Source organism: Mycobacterium sp. E2479 (assembly GCF_001667925.1).
Classification (GTDB): Bacteria; Actinomycetota; Actinomycetes; order Mycobacteriales; family Mycobacteriaceae; genus Mycobacterium.
In genome coordinates, this window is record NZ_LZJR01000024.1 from 15,268 (window position 1) to 37,077 (window position 21,810).

The window sequence follows — 21,810 nt, forward strand, 5'->3', positions numbered from 1 at the left end:
CTCAGTACCCCTTGGGCGCTCGGTGAGGATCGGCCTGCTGAATTCGATCGGCCAGATTCGATGCGTCGGCGGCCACCCCATAGCGGCCCATCGCGTAATTGATGAACGCGCACGCCTGCGCTACCAGATTGTGGATGTCGCGCGAGGTCCCCGGCTGGTGGTACGCCGCGAAGGTTGGCGCGATGAATTGCCAGGCACCCTTACTCGGTGTGCCCCGCGCCGCGTTGGAATCCCAGTCGTTAACTGCAGTCGCGTTGTAATTGGACTCGCGGCGAGCCACCAGGTCCATGCCGCGTTCCCAACGAGCGCGCGCAGCCGGGTCATGAATACCCTTGATGTCCAACGCTTTACGGATGGCTGCCAGCACCGCCGGGCGTCCGCTGGCCTGGTTTCTGTGCATCGACCGCCCTCGAAGGTAGTGCAAGCGTCGCAGTTTCAGCGCGAGCAGCTTTGCGCGCCGGCGTGATCCGGCGACGTGCCGATGTTGGGTCCGCAGCCGGTCCGCCATACGGGCGACCGCCTCGCGTCGGCCCATCGGCGTATCGGCGGCCGGCGTCGTGTCGGTTAAGGCGGCGTCGAGCACCGTCCGCGTCGCCGCACGGCCCTGGGTGTGATCGGACCGCGCCGCGGTGATGATCTGTCCGAGCGTCCGGTCTGAATGTGCCGAGCGCGCCAACCGTGATATCGAGGAGCCCGACCGCGCGGCCGCTGCGCCGGGCAGCCCACCAGGACCATGCGTCATCGCCTCAGCGCGCGCCCGCGTCTCTATCGGCGCGCCACCGATGCCGTGGTCCGTGGCGGTTCCCGCGAACAGATCGTGGGCACGAGCCAACACCGTGATCGCTCGCATTTTCAGCGGATCTGTCACCGGCTTCCCCGCCGTGATTCACCTGCGCGCCCTCTGGGCGCCGCATCCTTGCCGGCCACTCGCGTTAGTACTCCCACACCCTTCCTGGCCGCGTGATCCGCGGTCGCTGCCGACGTGCTCAATAGCATGCACGTATCGACAGTTCTGCTGTCAATAACGGGCGACCCAACAGGCCCGCGCTCAGGGCTGGGTCGGCCGCGATTACGTAGCGACCTTACTGCCGGGCGAACTGCGCGACCACTCACCTTCCCCTGGGCTGGAGGAGGCCTATTCCTTCGGCTCGTCCTCGGACGGCATGATCACGATCCGGCGATTGGGCCTATTAGTAACCACCGTCGGCTTGGCCTCACCGGATTTGCTGCCCGGGGTGCTCGGGGGGATCGTCAAGCGGCCCTTTACCGGCTGGCCGTTAGGCACACCCGGTGCCATGACCCGCTTCTCGGCCGGCTTGTCTTTGGTGCCGGCCTCGCCACCGGCGCCCATCGCGCCAGGCGGCATCATCGGCATACCGGTCATGCCGGGTTGGGCCGGCATGGCTGGCATCCCTCCGGTTGGCGGCATCATGGCCGCCTTCGCGGCCGCCGGCGTGGTTGGCGGGGACGACGTTGGCACCGGCGGTGGGCCCAGCGAGCTGGCTGGAGTGGTGCCGCCACCCCCGAGGCCGCCCCCACCGCCGCCGGCGGAACCGGCGCCCAGGCCGGAGCCCGCGCCACTGCCGACGCTGTCGACCAGATGCGCGTTGTCAGCGAGGGCGGCGCCATGGGCACCCTGAACCGCGCTCATCAAGGGTTGGAACGCGCTTTGGCCGGCCTGCATCGCCTGCTGCGGCAGCTGGGTCAGCGGCCCCATGATGCCGCCGATCGCGCCGCCGATCGCACCAGTAACGCCCTGCAGCGTCTGCTGGACCATCTGCATTTCCTGCTGCCCATTTGCCTCGTTGGCCGGGAACTTAGCTTCGGCATCGGCGGCATGGGCGCGACGGTCGGCGTCTGCAGCTGCGGCGTCCGCGGCATCTTTGGGGACGCCAGCGTTGCCGACGCCGCCCAAGGCGCTCTGCCAACCGTCGGCGACTGAGGTGCCACCTGGTGGAGTTGGACCGGGGACCGGCAAGTGCACCGGGACTCCGTCAACCGTCGAGCCCGGAGACTGCTTAATGTTCTGCCCTGGACCGCCCATAATTCACCTCCACCCCATTCGGATCCACAAGTGCTCAAAGCCCCTCGGCGTCGGATCTAGCACATTTTGTCACAGCACGACGCAATCGGTATTCAGGTCGAGATCCGGCCTATGTGGCCACTCCGATGACTGATTGCGGCGAACCACGCCAGGTGATAGTTCGCGAGGTACTCATGGCCATCGATCAGTGCCTCGATGGCCGCCAGGAGCATCCAATCTCCGACCACCTCTGGGTCGTGATTGGGATAGGCCGCTAGCACCGAATGCTGAATTGCTGCGGCGCATACGCGCAACATCTCCGTTTCGCTTTCCAGGACGCCGGTTTTCCGCACCGCGGGCGCCGCGACGGCCTGGGCGATACGTGGCAGACCATCGCGGCGACGCACGGCATCGACCAGGGTGGGCCCGAGCTCATCGACTTGAGGCGCCGCCGAGCGGGCGGGCCGGTCACCGCTGAGCGCGGGCTCGTCGGGACCCGGCTCGCCGACATATGTGTTGGCGTGATGGGCAGCTGCGGCCGTGATGGCGCCTAGCAAATCCACCAAGTTTGCATCACGGCGTCGCGTCGTTGGCTCGAGCAGTGTTACGTGGGCTGGCAACCGGACGTGCGGCGGAATCCAGCCTCCGGCAAGGTCGGTGACCAGCAGCGTCGTGGTGCCGTCGTCGCGCAGCCCTGCCGCCCACGACAGGCGCGGTTCCTGGCGGGCCACCGCGTCGACGAGGCGCTGTAACCGTTGTTGTTCGGCCGTCCTGGCCGACACCGTGCCAGCCGTCGCGCCCGTCGCCGCGGAGGCTGCCGATGCACCGGCCATGGTCGATGACCCCGCGCCGGCCTGGCTCGCCGCGGCCCCGGACGCCGTCCGCTCCACTGGCGAGACAAGTGGCCCGCCCGCAGATGGAGATGATGCCGGTGAAGACGCCACTGGCGCGCCCGACACGGGGCCGGCCGGCGTAGCAGGCACTGACGGGGGCGCCACGACAGGCGGGCGCAGGTCAGAACCGTAGGCGGGCAACGGTCCTGAGGGAATGGATGCTGCGCCTAGGGTCGGCGCGGGTGACGACCATGAGCCACCGGTAATGACCGGCGCAACTGAAGCGCCGCCGCTGGTGGGCGCTGGCGCGGGTGACGGCGCCGGGGGCGCGTCGACCGGCGTACTTGTCGGAATGAAAGTTCCCCCACCGGGTACGGTCGGCGTCACTGCTGGCGTAGTCGCCGCAGTTTGCGGGCTGCCGGTCTCCATCGCTTGTAGGGGCCCCGCCGTAAACGCTTGCCCGCCAGGCCCTGTCGTCTGGCCGGTCGCCAAGCCGGAGGTGAAGGCTTGTCCCAACCCAGGCTGCAGGCCCTGACCTAGACCAGCCGGTGACGCCGAAACAGGCGCGCCATGCACCCCGGGCATCCCCGGCGATGCGGGTACGCCACCGCCGGGCGTTTGGATACCTGTCGACGGGGCTGCTGGTGGCGCGCCTGGAACTGAACCAGCGTCGTAGCGGCCACTGCCGCCTTGAGCACCACCTGGAATGCCTCCATGAGTACCGATCCCACCGCTGCCAGGATTTCCGTCAGATGCAGGACCACGCCCGGCAGCCGCATGAACACCTGCCCGGGCTGCTCCAACCCCTCCGCTGCCGTCCCGCCCCCCAGAGCCGTGCGGTGGCGCCTTCAGGTCATGCTCGCTGATCGGTTTCGGTGGTGCGACACCATCGACATCAAAGCCGTTTGCTTGCGCCCAGCCCCGGGCATTGCCCCCCAGGCCTTCAGCATCAAGGATTTTTTGCGTCGCCGCGATCATCTTGTCGCCCGCGTCCCGGCTGGCATTCGCGGCATCGGCGGTGCAGCGCGCTTGGACACGTTGCACTTCCGCTAGTTGCTCTGGGAATGGCTTTTTCGATGCAAGAATTTCATCTATATCTTTATTGCCCTTGTTCGCTATTTCGGATAAGCGGCTCCGCAAGTAATCGATGGCGTCCGCGCCGGAGTTGAATGCCGAGGTCTTCGTCCGATACTTCTCCGCAAGATCCAGGTGAAATTTCTCGCCCTGTTGATATCGCGAAATGAGGTCGTCTGCCGTGTGACCCTTGTTGTGGGCCGCGATTTTTGTCCAAAGATTACGCAGGTGTTGCGAGTATCGTTGCTGCTCTGCAGAAGCCTGACTCCAGTGTTGTGCGCCTGCCCGCAGTGTCGTTGACGGCGCTGGCCACCACGCACCGACGAGCGCCGCTGACCACTTACCCGGCGGAAGATCAACCCCCACCGCATACCTTTTTCATGACTGCGTCTTTCGCGATGACGTCGTCGAGGGCAGCTCGATAATCTGCATCGCTGGCGACAGCGCTACTGCCCAGGGCAGTAACTGTTCCGTAAGCAGTCGCCAAAGCGTGCGCCGCGTCTCGATGGTTGGTATCAAGAGCGGGAGCTTCGGACGCCATGTCGAGCATCACGGCGCCATTGGTATCCGCAATACGGGCCAGTGCCTTGTCCGTTCCGTTGGTGTCCACTTCCACCGCTCGCGCTACCAGCTTGTAGGTGTCGCAAAGCGCTTTCTGCGCGGCGCCGGTCTCCGCCGCCGTATAGGTGGGCGCCGTAGTGGTAACGGCTGAGGAGTGCGAAGCCGTCGGTCGCGTTAGTGCTACGACTAGCGCAGCAACAGCCACCGCGGCGGTCGCAACTACCGCGCTTGTCAGCCATGGGCGTGGACGAAATTTTGGCTGCGGGATTTGCGGTGGAGGCCAACTTCCAGCAGGCGGCGGGACAGATGGCCCTGCACCATGATCCGAAGGCAGGTCTCCCGCCATATTCCCTCCTCTATTCGGCACGTCTGTGCGCGACACCATACAAATCGTCCAAACGGCCTTCGCTCCATCAATAGTGGAGCAAGGAACCGGACGCCAAGCAATTCACTGTGCGCCGCGAGTCTCCACAACTTCTGATGTGTAGCGGCAGCCTGGTCAGCAGTGTATGAGGGCATCGTCAACGTGGTTGAGGACGCCGCTGGCTGACTGTTCGTACGAAGGGTAAATGCCACAATGAGGACCCCGGCGCCCAGCAGGACGGCAATCGCACCCAGACCAATCGCCGGCCACATTTGTGAACGTGGCCGCGCGGTGTGGGTCCTCCGCGACGGGCTTTGTCTATACGTCGTGTGCCGACGGACCCGAACTCGGTCGCAGCGCTTGCATTTCGGTGGCGTTGTTTTTGTCCATGCTGGTGAACCCGTTGGCCGCATGGTGCGCCTTGGTGCCGACTCCTGTGAGCGTCTCACTGTGGCCTTGCAGGGTTTTCACGTGGTGCCCGTGCGCTGCCGACACCGCACTGTGGAAGGCGTCGGCCGCCGCGAAGTCACCGAACATTCCCGATGCCACGGTTCCGCCTGCCAACTGATCCGCCCCGTCCTGGGCGTGACCTCCTGCGCGGTGGGACTGGTTGCCTCCGGAACGCAACAGCTCCGCATCGACGAACACTGGCACTCCTTCCGTTCACGCGATGGGTTCGAGCACAGCCTCCCGGCCGCGTACGCCATTTGATCAAGCTAAATGCCACTTTGGGAGTGGTCAATTCACCTGAACCGCCCGCCAATGGGAGCCGTCGCTAGAACCCATGACCATTGGTGACCGATCGCGCGGGTCGATCCCATTCCGGATCGACGGTGACGGGCACCTGGATCCCGACGTGCGGCAGCGAAACCGTCCCCAAGCGGGTATGCAACTGGAAAGGAAGGGCGATGCGCGCTGCGGATCGATCACGCGCCAGCATGCCTTCGCCGGACAGGCGATCGCCGTGCCCGGTGACGATCTCGGTCATGTTGTGCAGCGATTCGCTGCCCACGTCGTAATAGTGCGAGTGGTCGGTGAACCACGGCACTACGCTGCGCGAGCCCGCGACTTCGGCGTGAAACCGCACCTCCCCGAAACCTGCATGAGCGGGATCGGTGCCCAGCCCGGCCAATGGGCCCAGCGGTTGGTCCAGCGTCGCGTTCAAGCCATTCGGGAGTCCGGTACCCGAATCGCCGATCCAGCTGACCGCATCGGTCGAAGCGGCACCCACATACAATCGGCCACCGTCGAGACGAAAGTCCCCGGCGCTGTGCGCTAAATCTGTTCCTGGACAACCGGTTAGCACGGCGTCATTGGCCCGCATGCCGCTGTTTGCGAATGCGTCAGCCACCGTGGTGGATCCGTAGGAATGGCCGAGAACCGTTACATGTGCTGGGGTCGACGGCTCATGGGTGGCGCCAAGGCCATTGACATCGGCGGCCAGCAGCGCGCCCGCCTGGCGTGCCCGCCACGGGGTGCCCACCTGTTCCAACATCGATGGGTCGGTGAGGGCCTGCTGCCAGTGCGGGTGGTCGAATTCTGGTGCGTCATAACCCATCCAGGCCACCACAGCGGTGGTATGGCGAGGGTCGGCCTTCATCGACTGCTCATAAAGATTGAGGGCGTCGTCTGTCCCGTCGGACATCCACCCTCCCCGCACACTGCTGTTGGTGCCCGGGACGATGACCGCCGTGTTGCGGGACTTGTCCGGGTTGCCGATCGCGATGGCTGCCCTGCCCTTGCCGTTGAACGCCAGCGGGTCGTACGCCCACAACATAATTGGGACACCGCGAGATGCGTCGGACCCTTTGTCGCGCTCGAGGAAGTCGTTTGTTTTCACCGCGTTTTGGTATCGGGCGATGTCTGTGGCGCAAAGCCCATAATCGCCTGGGTTGGAGAACACGTCCGCATTCCGGTCGTTGAGCGCGTCGTCTCGGAGCGTCGAGGGATCGAGCCCACGCTGGCGGACCGCGTCTTCGACCCTGCGCAGGTTGTCTTTCATCGCTGCCTGGTTCACCGAGTCACGCGTCTCCGCCGGTACGCCGTTGAGGTTGCCCAACTCGTAAGGGTGCTGCTCGATCAGCAGACGTTGCTGGTTTGCGCTCAACGCGTCCCACCATCGTTTGACTTCTTCTGGGCTGTTGCCCGGCCATGGAATCGACAGCTTGTCGACACCTTGAACCTCCGCCGGATCGGCGCCCTCGGCACGCAGATGCCTTAGCCCCGTTGCAAGCATGGCCGAATACCGATCGCGAATCTGGCGAAGCACCTGCACTATTGCGTTCACCTCGGTAACAGCGTCCCCGCGCAGGTTGTCGGCCGCGCAGTGGTCGTCGTCCGCGAAAGCGTCGCAAAGCTCGGCGTCGATGTCCTCGAGGTCGTACTCCAGCGCAGCGAGGTACCACGCGGAGGCGCGTTGCGCCTCGGCCAACGCGGCGGCGATATTCTCCAAAGCGATTGCGATCTCCGGCAATCGCTCGGCCTGCAGGCCGAGAGAGCGGGTCGCGCGCTGTACCTCGTCGACGTCGTTGATCGGATGCTCACCATTCTGGTGATTCCACGACGCCTCGAACCGGCGACGGGCAGCCTCAAACGCGAAGCTGGCCTCCACCGTGTTTACCCCGGCGTCACGAAAGGCTTTGGCTAGAGCCGAGATCTGCGCTGGGGCTCCGGCTTGCATACTGGCGTCGATCGACCAGGGATCGCCGACCGCCTCGGCAACGAGAAACGGAATGTTCAGGTGGCGCAGTTGCATCGGGTCCCCGACGAAGCGCGTTAAGGCACCGAATTGCCGTCAGAGCGCGCTCGCGCCATCGGCGAGACCGTCGCCGTCGGTGTCGGTCAGCCGGACGTTCCACTTGCCATCGCCATCGGTGTCGACGTATCCGGTCACGCCGCGTTCGTCAGATCGCAGAACACGGTCGGCCAGCCCATTGCCATCGGTGTCGACGAGGCGAGCGTCGGCGCGCCCGTGCCCGTCGAAGTCGACCAGAGGACCGCCGGTGTGCTCGACACCATCGAGGCCGAACCAGCGCAGCTGGCCGCCGCCCCCGTCCATGGCCACAGCCCACGTTCCGGATCCGTCGTCGGTGAAGTACGCCTCGGGGGTGCCGTCGTTGTCGATGTCCAGCACGGCGTGATCGACGACGCCATCGCCGTCGAGATCGGCGAGTGCGTCGTCGCGCAGACCGTCGTGGTCGAAATCAATACCGATCGATTCCAACCGCCCGTCGCCGTCCAGGTCGAGGTCGGGTTGCGCGTGCCAAATGACGGCAGCGCCGTTATCGCCAGCTATGCAGTAGTCCATGCGTATTCGGACGCGCGGATGCCGCTAGTCGTTCCCACGAGACCGCCACCACGCCAACAGTTCCGCGGTCGCCTCGTCGTGGTCCAACGGTCCGCGCTCCAACCGGAGCTCCTTCAGATAACGCCACGCCTCGCCGACTTGGGGACCGGCCGGGATGCCGAGGAGCTCCATGATCTGGTTGCCGTCCAAATCGGGTCGCACCCGCGCCAAATCCTCTTGGGCGGCCAGCTCGGCGATGCGTGCCTCGAGTCGGTCGTAACTGGCCTGCAGTCGCGCCGCCCGCCGCTTGTTGCGGGTCGTGCAGTCGGCTCGCACCAGCTTGTGCAGCCGAGGCAGCAGCGGGCCGGCATCGGTGACGTAGCGGCGCACGGCGGAATCGGTCCACTTCCCATCGCCGTAGCCGTGAAACCGCAGATGCAGATAGACCAGTTGCGAGACGTCCTCGACCATTTGCCTCGAATACTTCAAGGCCCGCAACCGCTTTCGGGCCATTTTGGCGCCGACGACCTCGTGGTGATGAAAGCTCACGCCACCGTTGGCTTCGTGGCGCCGAGTCGCGGGCTTGCCGATGTCGTGCAGCAGCGCGGCCCAACGCAACACCAAGTCCGGGCCGTCGTCCTCCAAGGCGATCGCCTGGCGCAAGACGGTCAGTGAGTGCTGGTATACGTCCTTGTGTTGGTGATGTTCATCGATGGCCATCTGCATGCCGCCGACCTCGGGCAGCACCACCTCACCCATGCCGGTCTGCACCAGTAGATCGATGCCCGCCGTCGGGTCATCGCCGAGCAACAGCTTGTCCAGTTCGGTGGCGACCCTTTCGGCGCTGATCCGCGCGAGCTGCGGGGCCATCTGATCGATCGCCTCTCGCACACGCGGTGCAACACCGAAGCCGAGCTGCGAGACGAACCGCGCCGCGCGCAACATCCGCAGTGGGTCGTCGCCGAAGGACACCTCCGGCTCGGCAGGTGTGTCCAGCACCCGCGCGCGCAGTGCCGCCAAACCGCCTAGCGGGTCTAGGAATTCGCCCGGTCCCTGCGGGGTGATGCGCACGGCCATCGCGTTGGCCGTGAAATCGCGGCGCACCAGATCGTCCGCGAGGCGGTCGCCGAACCGCACCTCGGGATGGCGGGACTGTTGGTCATAGGTGTCGGCGCGAAAGGTCGTGATCTCCAGGCGCTGGTCGCCCTTTCCGACGCCGACGGTGCCGAATTCGATCCCGGTGTCCCATAGGTTGTCGGCCCACCGCCGCAGGATTTGCTGCACCTGCTCCGGGCGTGCGTCGGTGGTGAAATCCAGATCGGGGCTCAACCTGCTCAGTAAGGCATCCCGTACCGAACCGCCTACGAGATAAAGCTCATGCCCCGCGGCGCCGAACGCTGAGCCGAGTTCGGCCAGCATGGGCGCATGCCGATTCAGCGCGACCGCGGCGGCGGTCAACAGGTCGGCATCCTGGGCGGCGTCGGGCACGTTCGATCAGCCTAGTCGGCCGCGGGCGAAAAGCCCGTGTGAGGAGCCTCGCAGTCACCAAAGGTGAATTGACCCGGCGCGGAGCGTCAGTAGCGTTACTGCGACAAGAAAGGCGAACTGGGGGACCGTCCGGTGCATCTCCGATTCATAAGCAAGGGCGCACTGATCGCGTTCGCGGGTGGAGACCCGTGGAAGATCAACGCCACATTGCAGAGCGGGCGGCCGGCCCAGATCTCGAACCTCGCGAAAGCGTTTCATGACGCCGGTCGAGCCACGGCGGAAGCGGAAGCAGCATTCAACTTGGCGCGAACTCGCTTCAACAAAGCTTGGACGCGGGAGAACGGCGAGAATCCGATCAACGAGTCGGCCGAGGTTCAGCGGGCTACGACCTCACTCGGGGTACAGACAGCTCAGTTGCCCCAAATCGGTGCCGATCTGGAAAACATCGCAGCCGCACTGGCCGAGGCCCAACGATCGGGAAAGGGCGAGATTTCATCGCTCGAAGGCGCGCTCCAAGGTCTCGACGATCAGATCGGTGAGGCGGTCGAGCTGGAAAACAACCTGGCGCTGACGGTCTTCGAAAGGCGACTGCTGGAGCACTACATCGATGGACTCGAGAAGCATGCAGTCGGCGACACCAAGGCTTCGCTGAGCAACCTCAAGCGCGTCCGCGGTCGGTACTCTAGGCGGCTGCACACCTCGCTGGCCAACCTGCACAACCAGGACGGGTATCAGCCACCGATCCAAGCCCTGGACGGCGACATCCCGGAATGGCCTACGCAGAACGTCCAAGATGAGGAGCGGCGGCACAACCAGATCGAGGCCTTCAGGCAAGTCTTCGGCCGCGAACCGACTTCGGCCACCGACTGGGAGACTGCGGCAGCTCTCGATCAGCAGACTTACGACCCGATGTTCAAGGGCGCTAAATCGCAGATCCGAGTGGTGAAGATTCGCCCGGTGCCCGGGCAAGGCGTCGTCCGTGTCTCGCAATGGATTGAACAACGCGACGTGACCAGCTTTCCGCCGTGGAAGCGAGACCTTGGGAACAACCGGGGACCCAATCCCAACTTCGACCCTGAAGACACCAAGGTCACCACTTACATCGACTACGAAAACGGGCTCATCGTCCTAAGGCAGAACCCTTCAGTCGAGGAGACCTCCACCGGCGAGCCAGGTCGGGTCAAGGTCGGCATACCCAAAGGCAGCGTGACGCAACTTTGCGATGGATCCGTTCGTATCAAATACGACGCAGGCAACCCTTTCGCCCCAAGGGTCACCGGAGATCCCACCGGGCCGTTTGCGGGCCATACACTAACGGTCAACGGCGACCTGGTTTTCACCCCCGGACAAGGGGGTGTCCAGGTCAACGGGACGCACACCGATTACCCCTCCTTGGAGGTGTATCAAGACTCGCAAAACGGCGGCACCCGCACAGCACTGATCGACCCGGCTCAATCCGGCCGATCATGGGGACCGGCTTTCAACCTGCCCGGCCATCACGACGTCGGCCCCCTCGGCGGCAAGGCGTTCGCGCCGTTCGATTCAAATGGCTGGAACATGAAATATGATGTGCCGGCTCCTTTGCCCCCGATCGACTTCGGCCTGGTTACCGACATACCCTCGGTTCCTACCCTGCCCACCGGGACCGCGGTTCCCGCATGACCGCGAATTACTGAAAGCAGCAAGACATGTCGTATTTTGCTCGAGTTCGTGACCTGGACGCGGGTGCATGGCGCACGGCAACGTTGTCGTCGCCGTTCGTCGTCCAGATCGTCGTCGGGTTGCTTCTTGTCGTGATGTGGGGGTTGGGCAAGGGACCCTTCGCAACCGAGCGCGGACTCACCGAACGTAGCTGGATGTTCGTCGCCGCCGCGATCACCACGCTGGTGTCTCTTGCGGTCGCCGCCGCACTCGCGCAGTCGTCGTCGCCGCGCAATCGCGGTCTTGCCCTGAGCATTGCGGGATCGTCCGCGACCGTGTTTATCGGTGGAATTGTTTACGCGTACTTGGTCTTGCGCTGAAAGGTGTTGTGGTGACCGACGAATCGCTGATACCGGTATCGAAGTCGCGTTATGGCCCGGTCGCTTTCGTGGTGGCGGTACTTCACATTTTCATCGTCGAGTTCGCCACGTGGCTTTTCATGCCGTATTCAATCGTCTTCGTGCTGCCGGTCGTTCTGATATACATGGCGATCTCGGCTCTGGTAATGCTGGCTCCGGGGACAATGGGTCAGATCGGGCGCGGCATGCTCATCGGAAGCCTGTCCGGGCCCATCTCGCTGCTTATCTTTGGCGCACTGTGGGCTATCGCCGCAGCAATAGGCCCGATCTGACGAACGGCCCGCGCCGAACCTTCGCGCAGTCACCCGGCGGCGAGCATCTCCAGGAGAAGATGCCGTGCCAGCTACTATCGCTTGGGTGTCGGACGGCGAACAAGGCAAACCACGTCGGCGCCGGGGGCGGCGCCGTGGCCGTGGCGCCGCGACTTCGCCCGAAAAGCCCACTAACGGTCGAGCGACGGGCGACTCGACGGCCACCAAATCCCGCCGATCCCGATCGTCTCGCCGCGGACCGGATCAGCTGCGGACCGTCCACGAGACCTCGGCCGGGGGGCTGGTCATCGACGGTCTCGATGGACCACGGGAGTCTCAGGTCGCCGCCCTGATCGGGCGTATCGACCGGCGCGGGCGGATGCTGTGGTCGCTGCCCAAAGGGCACATCGAACTCGGTGAGACCGCCGAGCAGACCGCTATCAGAGAAGTAGCCGAAGAGACCGGCATCCGGGGCAGCGTGCTGGCCGCGCTGGGCCGCATCGACTACTGGTTCGTCACCGATGGCCGTCGGGTGCACAAGACCGTGCACCACTACCTAATGCGTTTCTCCGGCGGTGAGCTTTCCGACGAGGATCTCGAGGTCGCCGAGGTGGCCTGGGTGCCGATGGGCGAATTGCCTTCCCGCTTGGCCTACGCCGACGAACGCCGCCTGGCGCGCGTGGCCAACGAGCTGATCGACAAGCTGCAGAGCGACGGTCCGGCGTCGCTTCCCCCGCTGCCGCCCAGCTCGCCGCGGCGCCGACCGCAGACGCATTCGCGGACCCGGCATTCGGACAAACCGGCCGCTGGCCGGAAGAACGGCCACGGACCCGGGCCGTGACAGCTCCGCGTCTCCGGTGGGCCGGTTTGGTGCGCATCGCCGCCGTGCTCGCCATCGTGGCCGGACTTGCGATGCTCACCGCGCCGGTCATGCCGCGTGCGGCGGCGGGCGAGCCCGGGGTGACGCCGTTTGTCCGAGTCCGCATCGATCAGGTCACCCCGGACGTGGTCACCACGACCAGTCCACCCGTCGTGACCGTCAGCGGCATGGTGACCAACATCGGCGACCGGCCGGTCCGCGACGTGATGGTCCGCCTCGAGCACGCCGACGCCGTCACCACCTCCGCGGGTTTGCGCACCACGCTGGACGGTGACACCGACGGATACCAACCCGCCGCGGATTTCCTCACGGTGGCGCCCGAACTGCAACGCGGGCAAGAAGTCGGCTTCACCCTGTCGGCCCCGCTGCGCGCCCTGACCAAGCCGTCGCTGGGAGTGGAGAAGCCCGGCATATACCCCGTCCTGGTCAACGCCAACGGCACCCCCGACTACGGCGCACCCGCCCGCCTGGACAACGCACGATTCCTGCTACCGGTGGTGGGAGTGCCGGCGGACCGAGCCGATGACGTGGGCTCCGTCGTCGCGCCCGACACCGCTAAACCGGTGATGATTACCATGCTGTGGCCGCTGGCCGACCGGCCCAGGCTGGCGCCCGGCGTCCCGGGCGGAACCATCCCGGTGCGGCTTGTCGACGACGAGCTAGCCACCTCGTTGGCCAGCGGCGGTCGGCTCGACATTCTGCTGTCCTCGGCCGAAGTCGCCACTAGTCACGACGTCGATCCCGACGGCGCGGTCGGCCGCGCGCTGTGCCTGGCGATCGACCCGGATCTGCTGGTCACGGTCAACGCGATGACCGCCGGCTATGTGGTGTCCAACTCCACCGAAGACTCCGCACAACTGCCCGGTACCCCTACCCACCCCGGCGCGGGGCAGGCCACCGCGACCGAATGGCTGAACCGCCTGCGCGCCCTGGCGCACCGGACCTGTGTGGCCCCACTCCCGTACGCCCAAGCCGATCTGGATGCCGTGCAGCGCGTCAGCGATCCGGGACTGAGCGCCATCGCCACCACCAATGCGAACGGCATCATCGACAAGATCCTCGACGTCTCGTCCATCCGCGGCGCCACGCTGGTAGCCGACGGCCCGCTGACCAGCCGCGCAGTCAAGCTGCTCGGCGCCAACGACAACACGGTGGCGATCGCCGCCGCCGACCTGTCCGCGACCGACGCACAGGGCTCCGCTGATGCCGGGGTCGACACCGCACCCCGGCGACTGTCCCCGCAGGTCATGGTCGCGCCGTTCGACCCCGCGGTGGGCGCCGCGCTGGCCGGGGCAGGTGCCAGCCCAGGAGCGCCGACGTACCTGGACTCGTCCCTGACGGTTCGGCTGGGACACGACTCGGTGACCGCACGGCGACAGGACGCGCTGGGCTCGATCTTCTGGCGTGCGCTCAACCGCGACGATCCGCGCACCCAGATCTTGGTTCCGCCGTCGACCTGGAATCTGCAGGCCGACGACGCCCAGGTCATCCTGACGGCGCTTACCACCACCATCCGCTCCGGCCTTGCGGTGCCTCGCCCGCTGCCCGTCGTGGTCGCCGACGCCAACCAGGCTGCGCAAGCCCCCACCGAAACACCCGAAGAGGTCGGCGCCTACACGTCGGCACCCGGCCAGTTCAGCGATGACGTCACCGCCGGCATCACCGGGCAGGTCGGCCGGCTGTGGGGGTTGACCTCATCGCTGATGACCGACGATCGCACCGGGCTGACCGGCGTCCAGTACACCGCGCCCCTGCGCGAGGACATGCTGCGCGCGCTGAGCCAGTCCGAACCGCCCGACACCCGCAACGGGTTGGCCCAGCAACGCCTGGCGGTGGTCGGCAAAACGATCAACGACCTGTTCGGAGCGGTGACGATCGTCAACCCGGGCGGCTCCTACACCCTGGCCACCGAGCACAGCCCGCTGCCACTCGCATTGCACAACGGCCTGGCCGTTCCGATTCGGGTGCGCCTGCATGTCGATGCGCCCCCGGGGATGAACGTCACCGACATCGGCCAGATCGAGCTGCCGCCGGGTTACCTTCCGCTGCGCATTCCGGTCGAAGTGAACTTCACGCAGCGGGTCGCCGTTGACGCGACGCTGCGGACCCCGGACGGTCTGCGGCTGGGCGAGCCGGTGCGGTTGTCGGTGCATTCCAACGCCTACGGCAAGGTCTTGTTCGCCATCACGCTGTCCGCCGCGGCGGTCCTGATCTTGCTGGCCGGCAGACGCCTGTGGCACCGCTTCCGTGGCCAACCCGACCGCGCCGACCTGGACCGCCCCGACCCACCCGATGCCCGGCACGCCGCCGGATCCGACGCAGCCGATAACCAGGTCGAACAAGAGCACCGAGTATGACCCCCACCTATCGGCAGGCCCAGCCACACCATCGCCTGCCCGAGCCGGCGCGGCATTCCCGGGTGCCGGGCTCACCGCCGACCGGTCCGCTGCCGCCCGTTGCCGCCGAGATCGATCGTCGGCGTCCCGAGCTTTCTGACGCCGCGCTGGTATCACGGTCGTGGGCGATGGCCTTCGCCACGTTGATCAGCCGGCTAACCGGCTTCGCGCGGGTGGTGCTGCTGGCCGCGATCCTGGGCGCCGCGCTGTCCAGCGCGTTCTCGGTGGCCAACCAGTTGCCCAACCTGGTGGCGGCGCTGGTGCTGGAGGCGACGTTCACGGCGATCTTCGTGCCGGTGCTGGCTCGCGCCGAGCAGAACGACCCCGACGGCGGCGCGGCATTCGTGCGGCGGCTGGTCACCTTGACGACGGCGCTGCTGATCTTCGCGACGGCGCTGTCGGTGGTGGCCGCCCCGCTGTTGGTGCGGTTGATGCTCGGCCACAACCCGCAAGTGAACGAGCCATTGACCACCGCCTTCGCCTACCTGCTGCTGCCGCAGGTCCTCGCTTACGGCCTGACATCGGTGTTCATGGCGATCCTGAACACCCGCAACGTATTCGGGCCGACCGCCTGGGCGCCGGTCGTCAACAACGTCGTCGCGCTTGTGACGCTGGCGGTCTACGCGCTGGTTCCCGGTGAGTTGTCCGTCGATCCCGTCCGGATGGGAAACGCCAAGTTGCTGGTGCTCGCAGTCGGCACCACGCTGGGCGTCTTCGCCCAAACCGGGCTGCTGTGGGTGGCACTGCGCCGCCAGCGCGTCGACCTGCGCCCCCTGTGGGGAATCGACCAGCGACTCAAGCGCTTCGGCACGATGGCCGCAGCCATGGTGCTCTACGTGTTGATCAGCCAGCTCGGGCTGGTGGTCGGCAACCAGATCGCAAGCACCGCAGCGGCATCAGGCCCGGCGATCTACAACTACACCTGGCTGGTCCTGATGCTGCCGTTCGGCATGATCGGCGTGACGGTACTGACCGTGGTGATGCCGCGGCTGAGCCGCAACGCCGCAGCCGACGACACCGAGGCCGTCCTCGGAGACCTGTCGTTGGCCACCCGGCTGACGTTGATCACGCTGATTCCGATCGTGGCGTTCATGACCGTCGGCGGCCCCGCGATTGGCAGCGCCCTGTTCGCCTACGGCCATTTCGGAAGCGTCGACGCGGGATACCTGGGCGCCGCAATCACCCTTTCGGCCTTCACGCTGATCCCCTACGGGCTGGTGCTCCTGCAGCTGCGGGTGTTCTACGCACGCGAGCAGCCGTGGACGCCGATCGTCATCATCCTGGTCATCACGGCCGTCAAGATCCTCGGCTCGGTGCTGGCGCCGCATCTCACCGACGACCCCAACCTGGTGGCCGGTTTTCTGGGACTGGCCAACGGCGTCGGATTCCTCGCCGGCGCGATCATCGGTTACGTCCTGCTGCGACGCACCCTGCTGCCGGCCGGCGGCCACCTGATCGGCGTGGGCGAAGTCCGGACGATCCTGGTGACACTCACCGCGTCCATGCTGGCCGGATTGATCGCCCATGTTGTCGACCGGCTGGCCGGGCTGGAAGCCCTCACCGAGCACGGCGGCGCCGGTTCCCTGCTTCGGCTGTTCGTACTGGGGCTGATCATGCTGCCGATCACGGCCGCAGTCATGTTGCGCGCACAGGTCCCCGAGGCGCTGCCGGCGCGGGACACCCTGCGGTACCGCATCACGGGTCGCGGACCGCGCCCGCGCAGACCGAGTGCCAAGGATCGATCGTCTCAGCGGCGCCCGGTCACGTACCCTGAGCAGAGGAATTCGTCCCCGCCTGGGGTAAATGCGGTCCAGGAGCCGATCCGGCGCAGGCCTCCGGAGCGGGCAAACCGAGCCCGGCTAGTGAAAGGACCGGAGGTGACCGACCGCCCGATGGAGAGCGCAGCCCCCAGTTCTGGGCCTGGTGCAGGCTCGGGTACTCCGCTGCCGCGGCCGGTCGCCGACGACTTCCAACCCGACATCCCCGCCGACGAGCCGAAGCGGTCCCCCCCTGCGCGCCCGTCCGACCAGGCCAACGCCGAGCTGCCCGGTACCCGGCACGCACAGACCCCGTTCGAAGCGCCGCGCGAACATTCGGCGGATTCCACACGAGACGACGTGCACCTTGTCCCCGGCGCCCGCATCGCCGGCGGCCGGTACCGACTGCTGGTGTTCCACGGCGGCGCCCCGCCACTGCAGTTCTGGCAGGCGCTGGACACCGCCCTGGACCGGCAGGTGGCACTGACCTTCGTCGACCCGGACGGCGCCCTGCCCGACGAGGTCCTCCAGGAGATCTTGTCGCGGACCCTGCGGCTCAGCCGCATCGACAAACCCGGTATCGCCCGCGTCCTTGACGTGGTGCACACCGGCTCCGGCGGCCTGGTGGTCTCCGAATGGATCCGGGGCGGCTCATTACAGGAGGTGGCCGACACCGCACCCTCCCCGGTGGGAGCTGTGCGGGCCATGCAGTCGCTGGCCGCGGCCGCCGATGCGGCCCACCGCGCCGGCGTCGCCCTGTCGATCGACCACCCCAGCCGAGTGCGGGTCAGTATCGAAGGCGACGTCGTGCTGGCCTACCCGGCCACCATGCCCGACGCCAACCCGCAGGACGACATCCGCGGCATCGGCGCCGCGCTCTACGCCCTACTGGTCAATCGATGGCCCATCGTGGAGAGCGGGGTGCGCAGCGGGCTCGCGGCCGCCCAACGCGACTCCTCCGGAAACCCCGTCGAGCCCATGACGGTCGACCGCGATATCCCCTTTCAGATCTCCGCGGTCGCCGTGCGGGCGGTCCAGGAGGACGGTGGAATACGCAGCGCCTCAACGCTTTTGAATCTGCTTCAGCAGGCCACCGCAGTCGCCGACCGCACCGAGGTGCTAGGTCCCATCGACGATTCGCCCTCGCCTTCGACGGCTTTGATCTCACCCGGTCAGGACCAGGAGATCTTCGCCCGTCGGCGACGCAACGTGCTCATCGGGGTCGGCGCCGGCCTCGCCGTCATCGTGGTGGCCCTACTGGTGCTGGCGTCGATCGTGAGCAAGATCTTCGGCAACGTCGGCGGGGGCCTCAATAAGGACGAGCTCGGACTGAACGGCCCCTCGTCGTCGTCGTCCGCGTCGGCCTCGTCGAGCGCCCCGCCCGCGGCGGCGGGCAGCGTCGTCAAACCCACCAAAGCGACCGTCTTCTCCCCCGACGGCGACGCCGACAATGCGGGCACCGCCGGGCAGGCCATCGACGGCGATCCCTCGACCGCCTGGGCGACCGAGGTCTACACCGACGCCGTCCCATTCCCTAGTTTCAAGCAGGGCGAGGGGCTGATCCTGCAGCTGCCGGGCCCCACCGTGGTCGGCCAAGTCACCATCGACACCCCGAGCAGCGGAACGAAGGTGGAGATCCGCGCGGCATCCTCACCGTCGCCGTCGAGCCTCAACGACACCACCGTGCTGGCCCAGGGCTTCACGCTCAAGCCCGGCCACAACGTGATCCCAGTCAGGGCGGGCTCGCCGACGTCGAACCTGCTGGTGTGGATCTCCACGCTGGGAACGACCAATGGCAAGAGCCAAGCCGGCTTTTCGGAGATCACCGTTCAGGCGGCATCCTGATCTACTGCCCAATTGCCGCACTCACACAAGCCGTTCTGAGTGAAGTGCCGCGGCATGGGCGATTAGTTACTGTCCGGCCGTGGGCTTGGGGAGAAATGCAAAGCATGAGCGTAGTGACGCCGAACTGCTGGCAGCCCATGTGGCCGGTGACCGTTACGCGTTCAGCGAGCTCTTTGACCGTCACCGGCGGCACCTGCACCGGCTTGCCCGGCTGACCACGCGCACCCCCGAGGACGCGGAAGACGCGCTGCAAGATGCCATGCTCTCCGCGCACCGCGGTGCCGGCGCATTCCGTCATGACGCCGCGGTCGGCAGCTGGCTGCACCGCATCGTCGTCAACGCGTGCCTGGACCGGCTACGCCGAACCAAATCCCACCCCACCGTGCCGCTGGAAGACATCTATCCGGTGGCCGATCGCACGGCTCAGGTCGACACCGCGCTCGCGGTGCAGCGCGCTCTGATGCGGCTGCCCGTCGAGCAGCGGGCCGCGGTGGTGGCCGTCGACATGCAGGGTTACTCCGTGGCCGACACCGCCCGCCTCCTCGGCGTCGCCGAAGGCACGATCAAGAGCCGCTGTGCCCGCGGCCGAGTTCGGCTCGCCGAGCTGCTGGGCTACCTCAACACCGGCGCCCACGCTCTACCCGACGCCGCCGCCGGCCCGCCCTGACCGGTCGACGAGCGCCCACCCACGCGGGGCTATGCGTGGCCATCGGCGCGCGCATGACGGACACTGGGTCCGATGAATGCAGCGGACAACGACGCGGCGGATGGCCGCGACGCGGGACCAGACCCACCGCTGACCGTCGAACTGCTCGCCGACCTGCAGGCCGGCATGCTCGACGACGAGGCCGCCGCCCGCGTTCGCAGTCGAGTCCGCGCGGACCCGGATGCCGCCGCCGTGTTGGGTGCCTTGAATCGGGTCCGCCGCGACCTCGCCACCGTCGGCGCCGATCCAGGCTCCGCACCTGACCCGCCTCCGCAGATGACCGGCCGAATTTCCGCGGCGCTGCGCTCGGCGGAGCCCGCTTCCGACGATGCGACCGGGCCGGCCGTTCACTCCGCCCGCCCACACATCCGTCCGGCCCGGACCGTCGCGGCGGCCGCGGGCCTGTGCGCGGTGCTCTCCGCCATCGGCTTCGGGACCGTGGCGCTCCTGCATGCGCCCGAACCCGTCCCGGACACCCCTGGCGACGTCGAGCACATCACGTTGTCGACGCCGCCGATGGAGGTCCCGCTTTCACGGAACGAGATCCTCGGCCTGCTCGACCGCAGCCCCGACTACGGAACGCTCAACGACCCGGCGCGGCGCGCCTCTTGCCTCACCGGCCTCGGCTATCCGGCATCCACGCAGGTCCTGGGGGCGCGTCCGGTCGAGATCAACGCCCGTCCCGGCGTCGTTCTGGTCATAGCCGGCGACAGCCCACACACGCTGGCTGTCTTCGCGGTCTCCCCCAACTGCAGCGCCGCCGATACCGGATTACTGGCCAATACCCAGGTCCCCCGCCCCTAATGTGGTGCGATGGGTGATGCGACACACCGGGGAACAGCCTTGCCTACGCTGGCGTTTACACAAGTCCAGAGACGAATCGCTTGAAAGGTTTCCATGACCGCCGACACAGTGCATGACGTGATCGTTGTTGGTTCGGGTCCTGCTGGGTATACCGCGGCGTTGTATGCGGCGCGGGCGCAGTTGGCGCCGGTGGTGTTTGAGGGCACGGCGTTTGGTGGGGCGTTGATGACGACCACCGAGGTAGAGAATTTCCCCGGTTTTCGCGACGGGATCACCGGTCCGGAGTTGATGGATCAGATGCGGGAGCAGGCGTTGCGGTTCGGGGCGGATCTGCGGATGGAAGACGTCGAATCGGTCTCGCTGGAGGGCCCGGTCAAAGCGGTGACCACGGCCGAGGGTCAGACGGTACGCGCGCGGGCGGTGATCTTGGCGATGGGCGCGGCCGCCCGGTATCTGGGGGTGCCCGGCGAGCAGGAGTTGCTGGGCCGCGGGGTGAGCTCGTGTGCGACCTGTGATGGGTTCTTTTTCAAGGATCAAGACATCGCGGTGATCGGGGGCGGGGACTCGGCGATGGAGGAGGCCACGTTTTTGACCCGGTTTGCCCGCAGCGTGACGGTGGTGCACCGGCGCGAGGAGTTTCGGGCCTCGCGGATCATGCTGGATCGCGCGCGTGCCAATGACAAGATCACCATCGTGACCAATAAGGCGGTCGAGGCGGTCGAGGGTGAGCAGTCGGTGACCGGGTTGCGGATGCGCGACACCGTCACCGGGGAGGTCTCGACGTTGGCGGTGAGCGGGGTGTTCGTGGCGATCGGGCATGATCCGCGCTCGGAGTTGGTCCGGGAGGTGGTGGACACCGATCCCGACGGTTATGTGCTGGTGCGCGGGCGTACCACGGCCACCTCGATTGACGGGGTGTTCGCCGCCGGGGACTTGGTGGATCGCACCTACCGCCAGGCCGTCACCGCCGCCGGCAGCGGCTGCTCGGCGGCCATCGACGCCGAACGCTGGCTCGCCGACCACGAAGAGTCCAGCGCCGCCGCACAAGGCGACACCACCGAATTTCCGGGCAGTACCGACACATTGATTGGAGCACCACAATGACCGACGCCGAAAAAGCCGGTGGCACACTAGAAGTCTCTGACGCGTCGTTCTCCACTGACGTGCTGTCCAGCAATAAGCCTGTGCTGGTTGACTTTTGGGCAACGTGGTGCGGCCCGTGCAAGATGGTGGCGCCGGTTCTCGAGGAGATCGCCAGCGAGCGAGGCGAACAACTCACGGTCGCCAAGCTCGACGTGGATGCCAACCCCGAAACCGCACAGAACTTCCAGGTGGTCTCCATCCCCACACTGATCCTGTTCAAAGACGGGCAGCCGGTGAAGCGGATCGTCGGCGCGAAAGGCAAGGCGGCGTTACTGCGTGAGCTGTCCGACGCGGTTCCCGACCTCAGCTGATTTCATTTAGTTCGTCGCACCACGCCCC

Annotated in this window: 19 protein-coding genes; 10 read left to right on the forward strand and 9 right to left on the reverse strand. The window is 66.5% G+C overall.

All coding sequences use genetic code 11. The features are described from left to right. Window position 1: 1 nt before the first annotated feature. The 9 genes from A5686_RS02705 to A5686_RS02750 form a co-directional block, all read right to left on the reverse strand. Window positions 2–850 (reverse strand): DUF4226 domain-containing protein, encoded by an 849-nt coding sequence (locus tag A5686_RS02705; RefSeq protein WP_067930675.1) that lies wholly within the window; start codon window positions 848–850, stop codon window positions 2–4. A gap of 285 nt (window positions 851–1,135) precedes the next feature. Beyond that, window positions 1,136–2,044: a hypothetical protein gene (locus tag A5686_RS02710; protein ID WP_197520456.1), complete on the reverse strand. Its 909-nt coding sequence runs from the start codon at window positions 2,042–2,044 to the stop codon at window positions 1,136–1,138. A 92-nt stretch (window positions 2,045–2,136) separates the two neighbouring features. Further along, the gene (locus A5686_RS28295; protein ID WP_067930681.1) at window positions 2,137–2,856 is read right to left on the reverse strand and encodes a DUF5631 domain-containing protein; all 720 of its coding nucleotides are present in this window, start codon (window positions 2,854–2,856) and stop codon (window positions 2,137–2,139) included. A gap of 536 nt (window positions 2,857–3,392) precedes the next feature. Continuing rightward, window positions 3,393–3,659, reverse strand: a complete 267-nt coding sequence (locus A5686_RS28300; RefSeq protein WP_067930683.1) for a hypothetical protein — start codon at window positions 3,657–3,659, stop codon at window positions 3,393–3,395. Between the two features lie 626 nt (window positions 3,660–4,285). After that, window positions 4,286–4,837 carry a hypothetical protein gene (locus A5686_RS02730; protein WP_067930777.1) on the reverse strand — a complete coding sequence of 184 codons (552 nt, stop codon included), beginning with the start codon at window positions 4,835–4,837 and terminating at the stop codon, window positions 4,286–4,288. A gap of 336 nt (window positions 4,838–5,173) precedes the next feature. Next, window positions 5,174–5,509 carry a DUF2563 family protein gene (locus tag A5686_RS02735; RefSeq protein ID WP_197520457.1) on the reverse strand — a complete coding sequence of 112 codons (336 nt, stop codon included), beginning with the start codon at window positions 5,507–5,509 and terminating at the stop codon, window positions 5,174–5,176. A gap of 121 nt (window positions 5,510–5,630) precedes the next feature. Continuing rightward, window positions 5,631–7,610: an alpha/beta hydrolase gene (locus tag A5686_RS02740; protein WP_067930689.1), complete on the reverse strand. Its 1,980-nt coding sequence runs from the start codon at window positions 7,608–7,610 to the stop codon at window positions 5,631–5,633. 39 nt (window positions 7,611–7,649) lie between these two features. Beyond that, the gene (locus A5686_RS02745; protein ID WP_067930692.1) at window positions 7,650–8,162 is read right to left on the reverse strand and encodes a pullulanase; all 513 of its coding nucleotides are present in this window, start codon (window positions 8,160–8,162) and stop codon (window positions 7,650–7,652) included. A 24-nt stretch (window positions 8,163–8,186) separates the two neighbouring features. Continuing rightward, complete coding sequence (locus A5686_RS02750; protein WP_067930695.1) at window positions 8,187–9,629, reverse strand: CCA tRNA nucleotidyltransferase; 1,443 nt, start codon at window positions 9,627–9,629, stop codon at window positions 8,187–8,189. A gap of 132 nt (window positions 9,630–9,761) precedes the next feature. Here A5686_RS02750 and A5686_RS02755 point away from each other — a divergent pair, with 132 nt between their 5' ends. The 10 genes from A5686_RS02755 to trxA all read left to right on the forward strand — a co-directional run bounded on the left by A5686_RS02755 (window position 9,762) and on the right by trxA (window position 21,782). Beyond that, window positions 9,762–11,291 (forward strand): hypothetical protein, encoded by a 1,530-nt coding sequence (locus A5686_RS02755; RefSeq protein WP_067930698.1) that lies wholly within the window; start codon window positions 9,762–9,764, stop codon window positions 11,289–11,291. Between the two features lie 26 nt (window positions 11,292–11,317). Then, window positions 11,318–11,650, forward strand: a complete 333-nt coding sequence (locus A5686_RS02760) for a hypothetical protein (protein WP_231986262.1) — start codon at window positions 11,318–11,320, stop codon at window positions 11,648–11,650. Window positions 11,651–11,661: 11 nt separating this feature from the next. Beyond that, the gene (locus tag A5686_RS02765; RefSeq protein WP_197520458.1) at window positions 11,662–11,961 is read left to right on the forward strand and encodes a hypothetical protein; all 300 of its coding nucleotides are present in this window, start codon (window positions 11,662–11,664) and stop codon (window positions 11,959–11,961) included. An 85-nt stretch (window positions 11,962–12,046) separates the two neighbouring features. Then, on the forward strand, window positions 12,047–12,781 hold the full coding sequence (locus A5686_RS02770; RefSeq protein WP_067930701.1) for an NUDIX hydrolase: 735 nt from the start codon (window positions 12,047–12,049) through the stop codon (window positions 12,779–12,781). Next, window positions 12,778–15,177: a hypothetical protein gene (locus A5686_RS02775; protein WP_156749911.1), complete on the forward strand. Its 2,400-nt coding sequence runs from the start codon at window positions 12,778–12,780 to the stop codon at window positions 15,175–15,177. The genes A5686_RS02770 and A5686_RS02775 overlap by 4 nt, the downstream gene beginning before the upstream one ends. After that, on the forward strand, window positions 15,174–18,818 hold the full coding sequence (locus A5686_RS02780; protein WP_231986263.1) for a murein biosynthesis integral membrane protein MurJ: 3,645 nt from the start codon (window positions 15,174–15,176) through the stop codon (window positions 18,816–18,818). Before A5686_RS02775 ends, A5686_RS02780 begins: the two co-directional genes overlap by 4 nt. A gap of 79 nt (window positions 18,819–18,897) precedes the next feature. Next, window positions 18,898–19,485 carry an RNA polymerase sigma factor SigM gene (gene sigM, locus A5686_RS02785; RefSeq protein WP_067930704.1) on the forward strand — a complete coding sequence of 196 codons (588 nt, stop codon included), beginning with the start codon at window positions 18,898–18,900 and terminating at the stop codon, window positions 19,483–19,485. A gap of 72 nt (window positions 19,486–19,557) precedes the next feature. After that, on the forward strand, window positions 19,558–20,328 hold the full coding sequence (locus tag A5686_RS02790; protein ID WP_067930707.1) for a hypothetical protein: 771 nt from the start codon (window positions 19,558–19,560) through the stop codon (window positions 20,326–20,328). A gap of 93 nt (window positions 20,329–20,421) precedes the next feature. After that, window positions 20,422–21,432 (forward strand): thioredoxin-disulfide reductase, encoded by a 1,011-nt coding sequence (trxB, locus tag A5686_RS02795; protein WP_067930710.1) that lies wholly within the window; start codon window positions 20,422–20,424, stop codon window positions 21,430–21,432. Further along, complete coding sequence (gene trxA, locus A5686_RS02800) at window positions 21,429–21,782, forward strand: thioredoxin (RefSeq protein ID WP_067930713.1); 354 nt, start codon at window positions 21,429–21,431, stop codon at window positions 21,780–21,782. The genes trxB and trxA overlap by 4 nt, the downstream gene beginning before the upstream one ends. Window positions 21,783–21,810 lie beyond the last annotated feature (28 nt).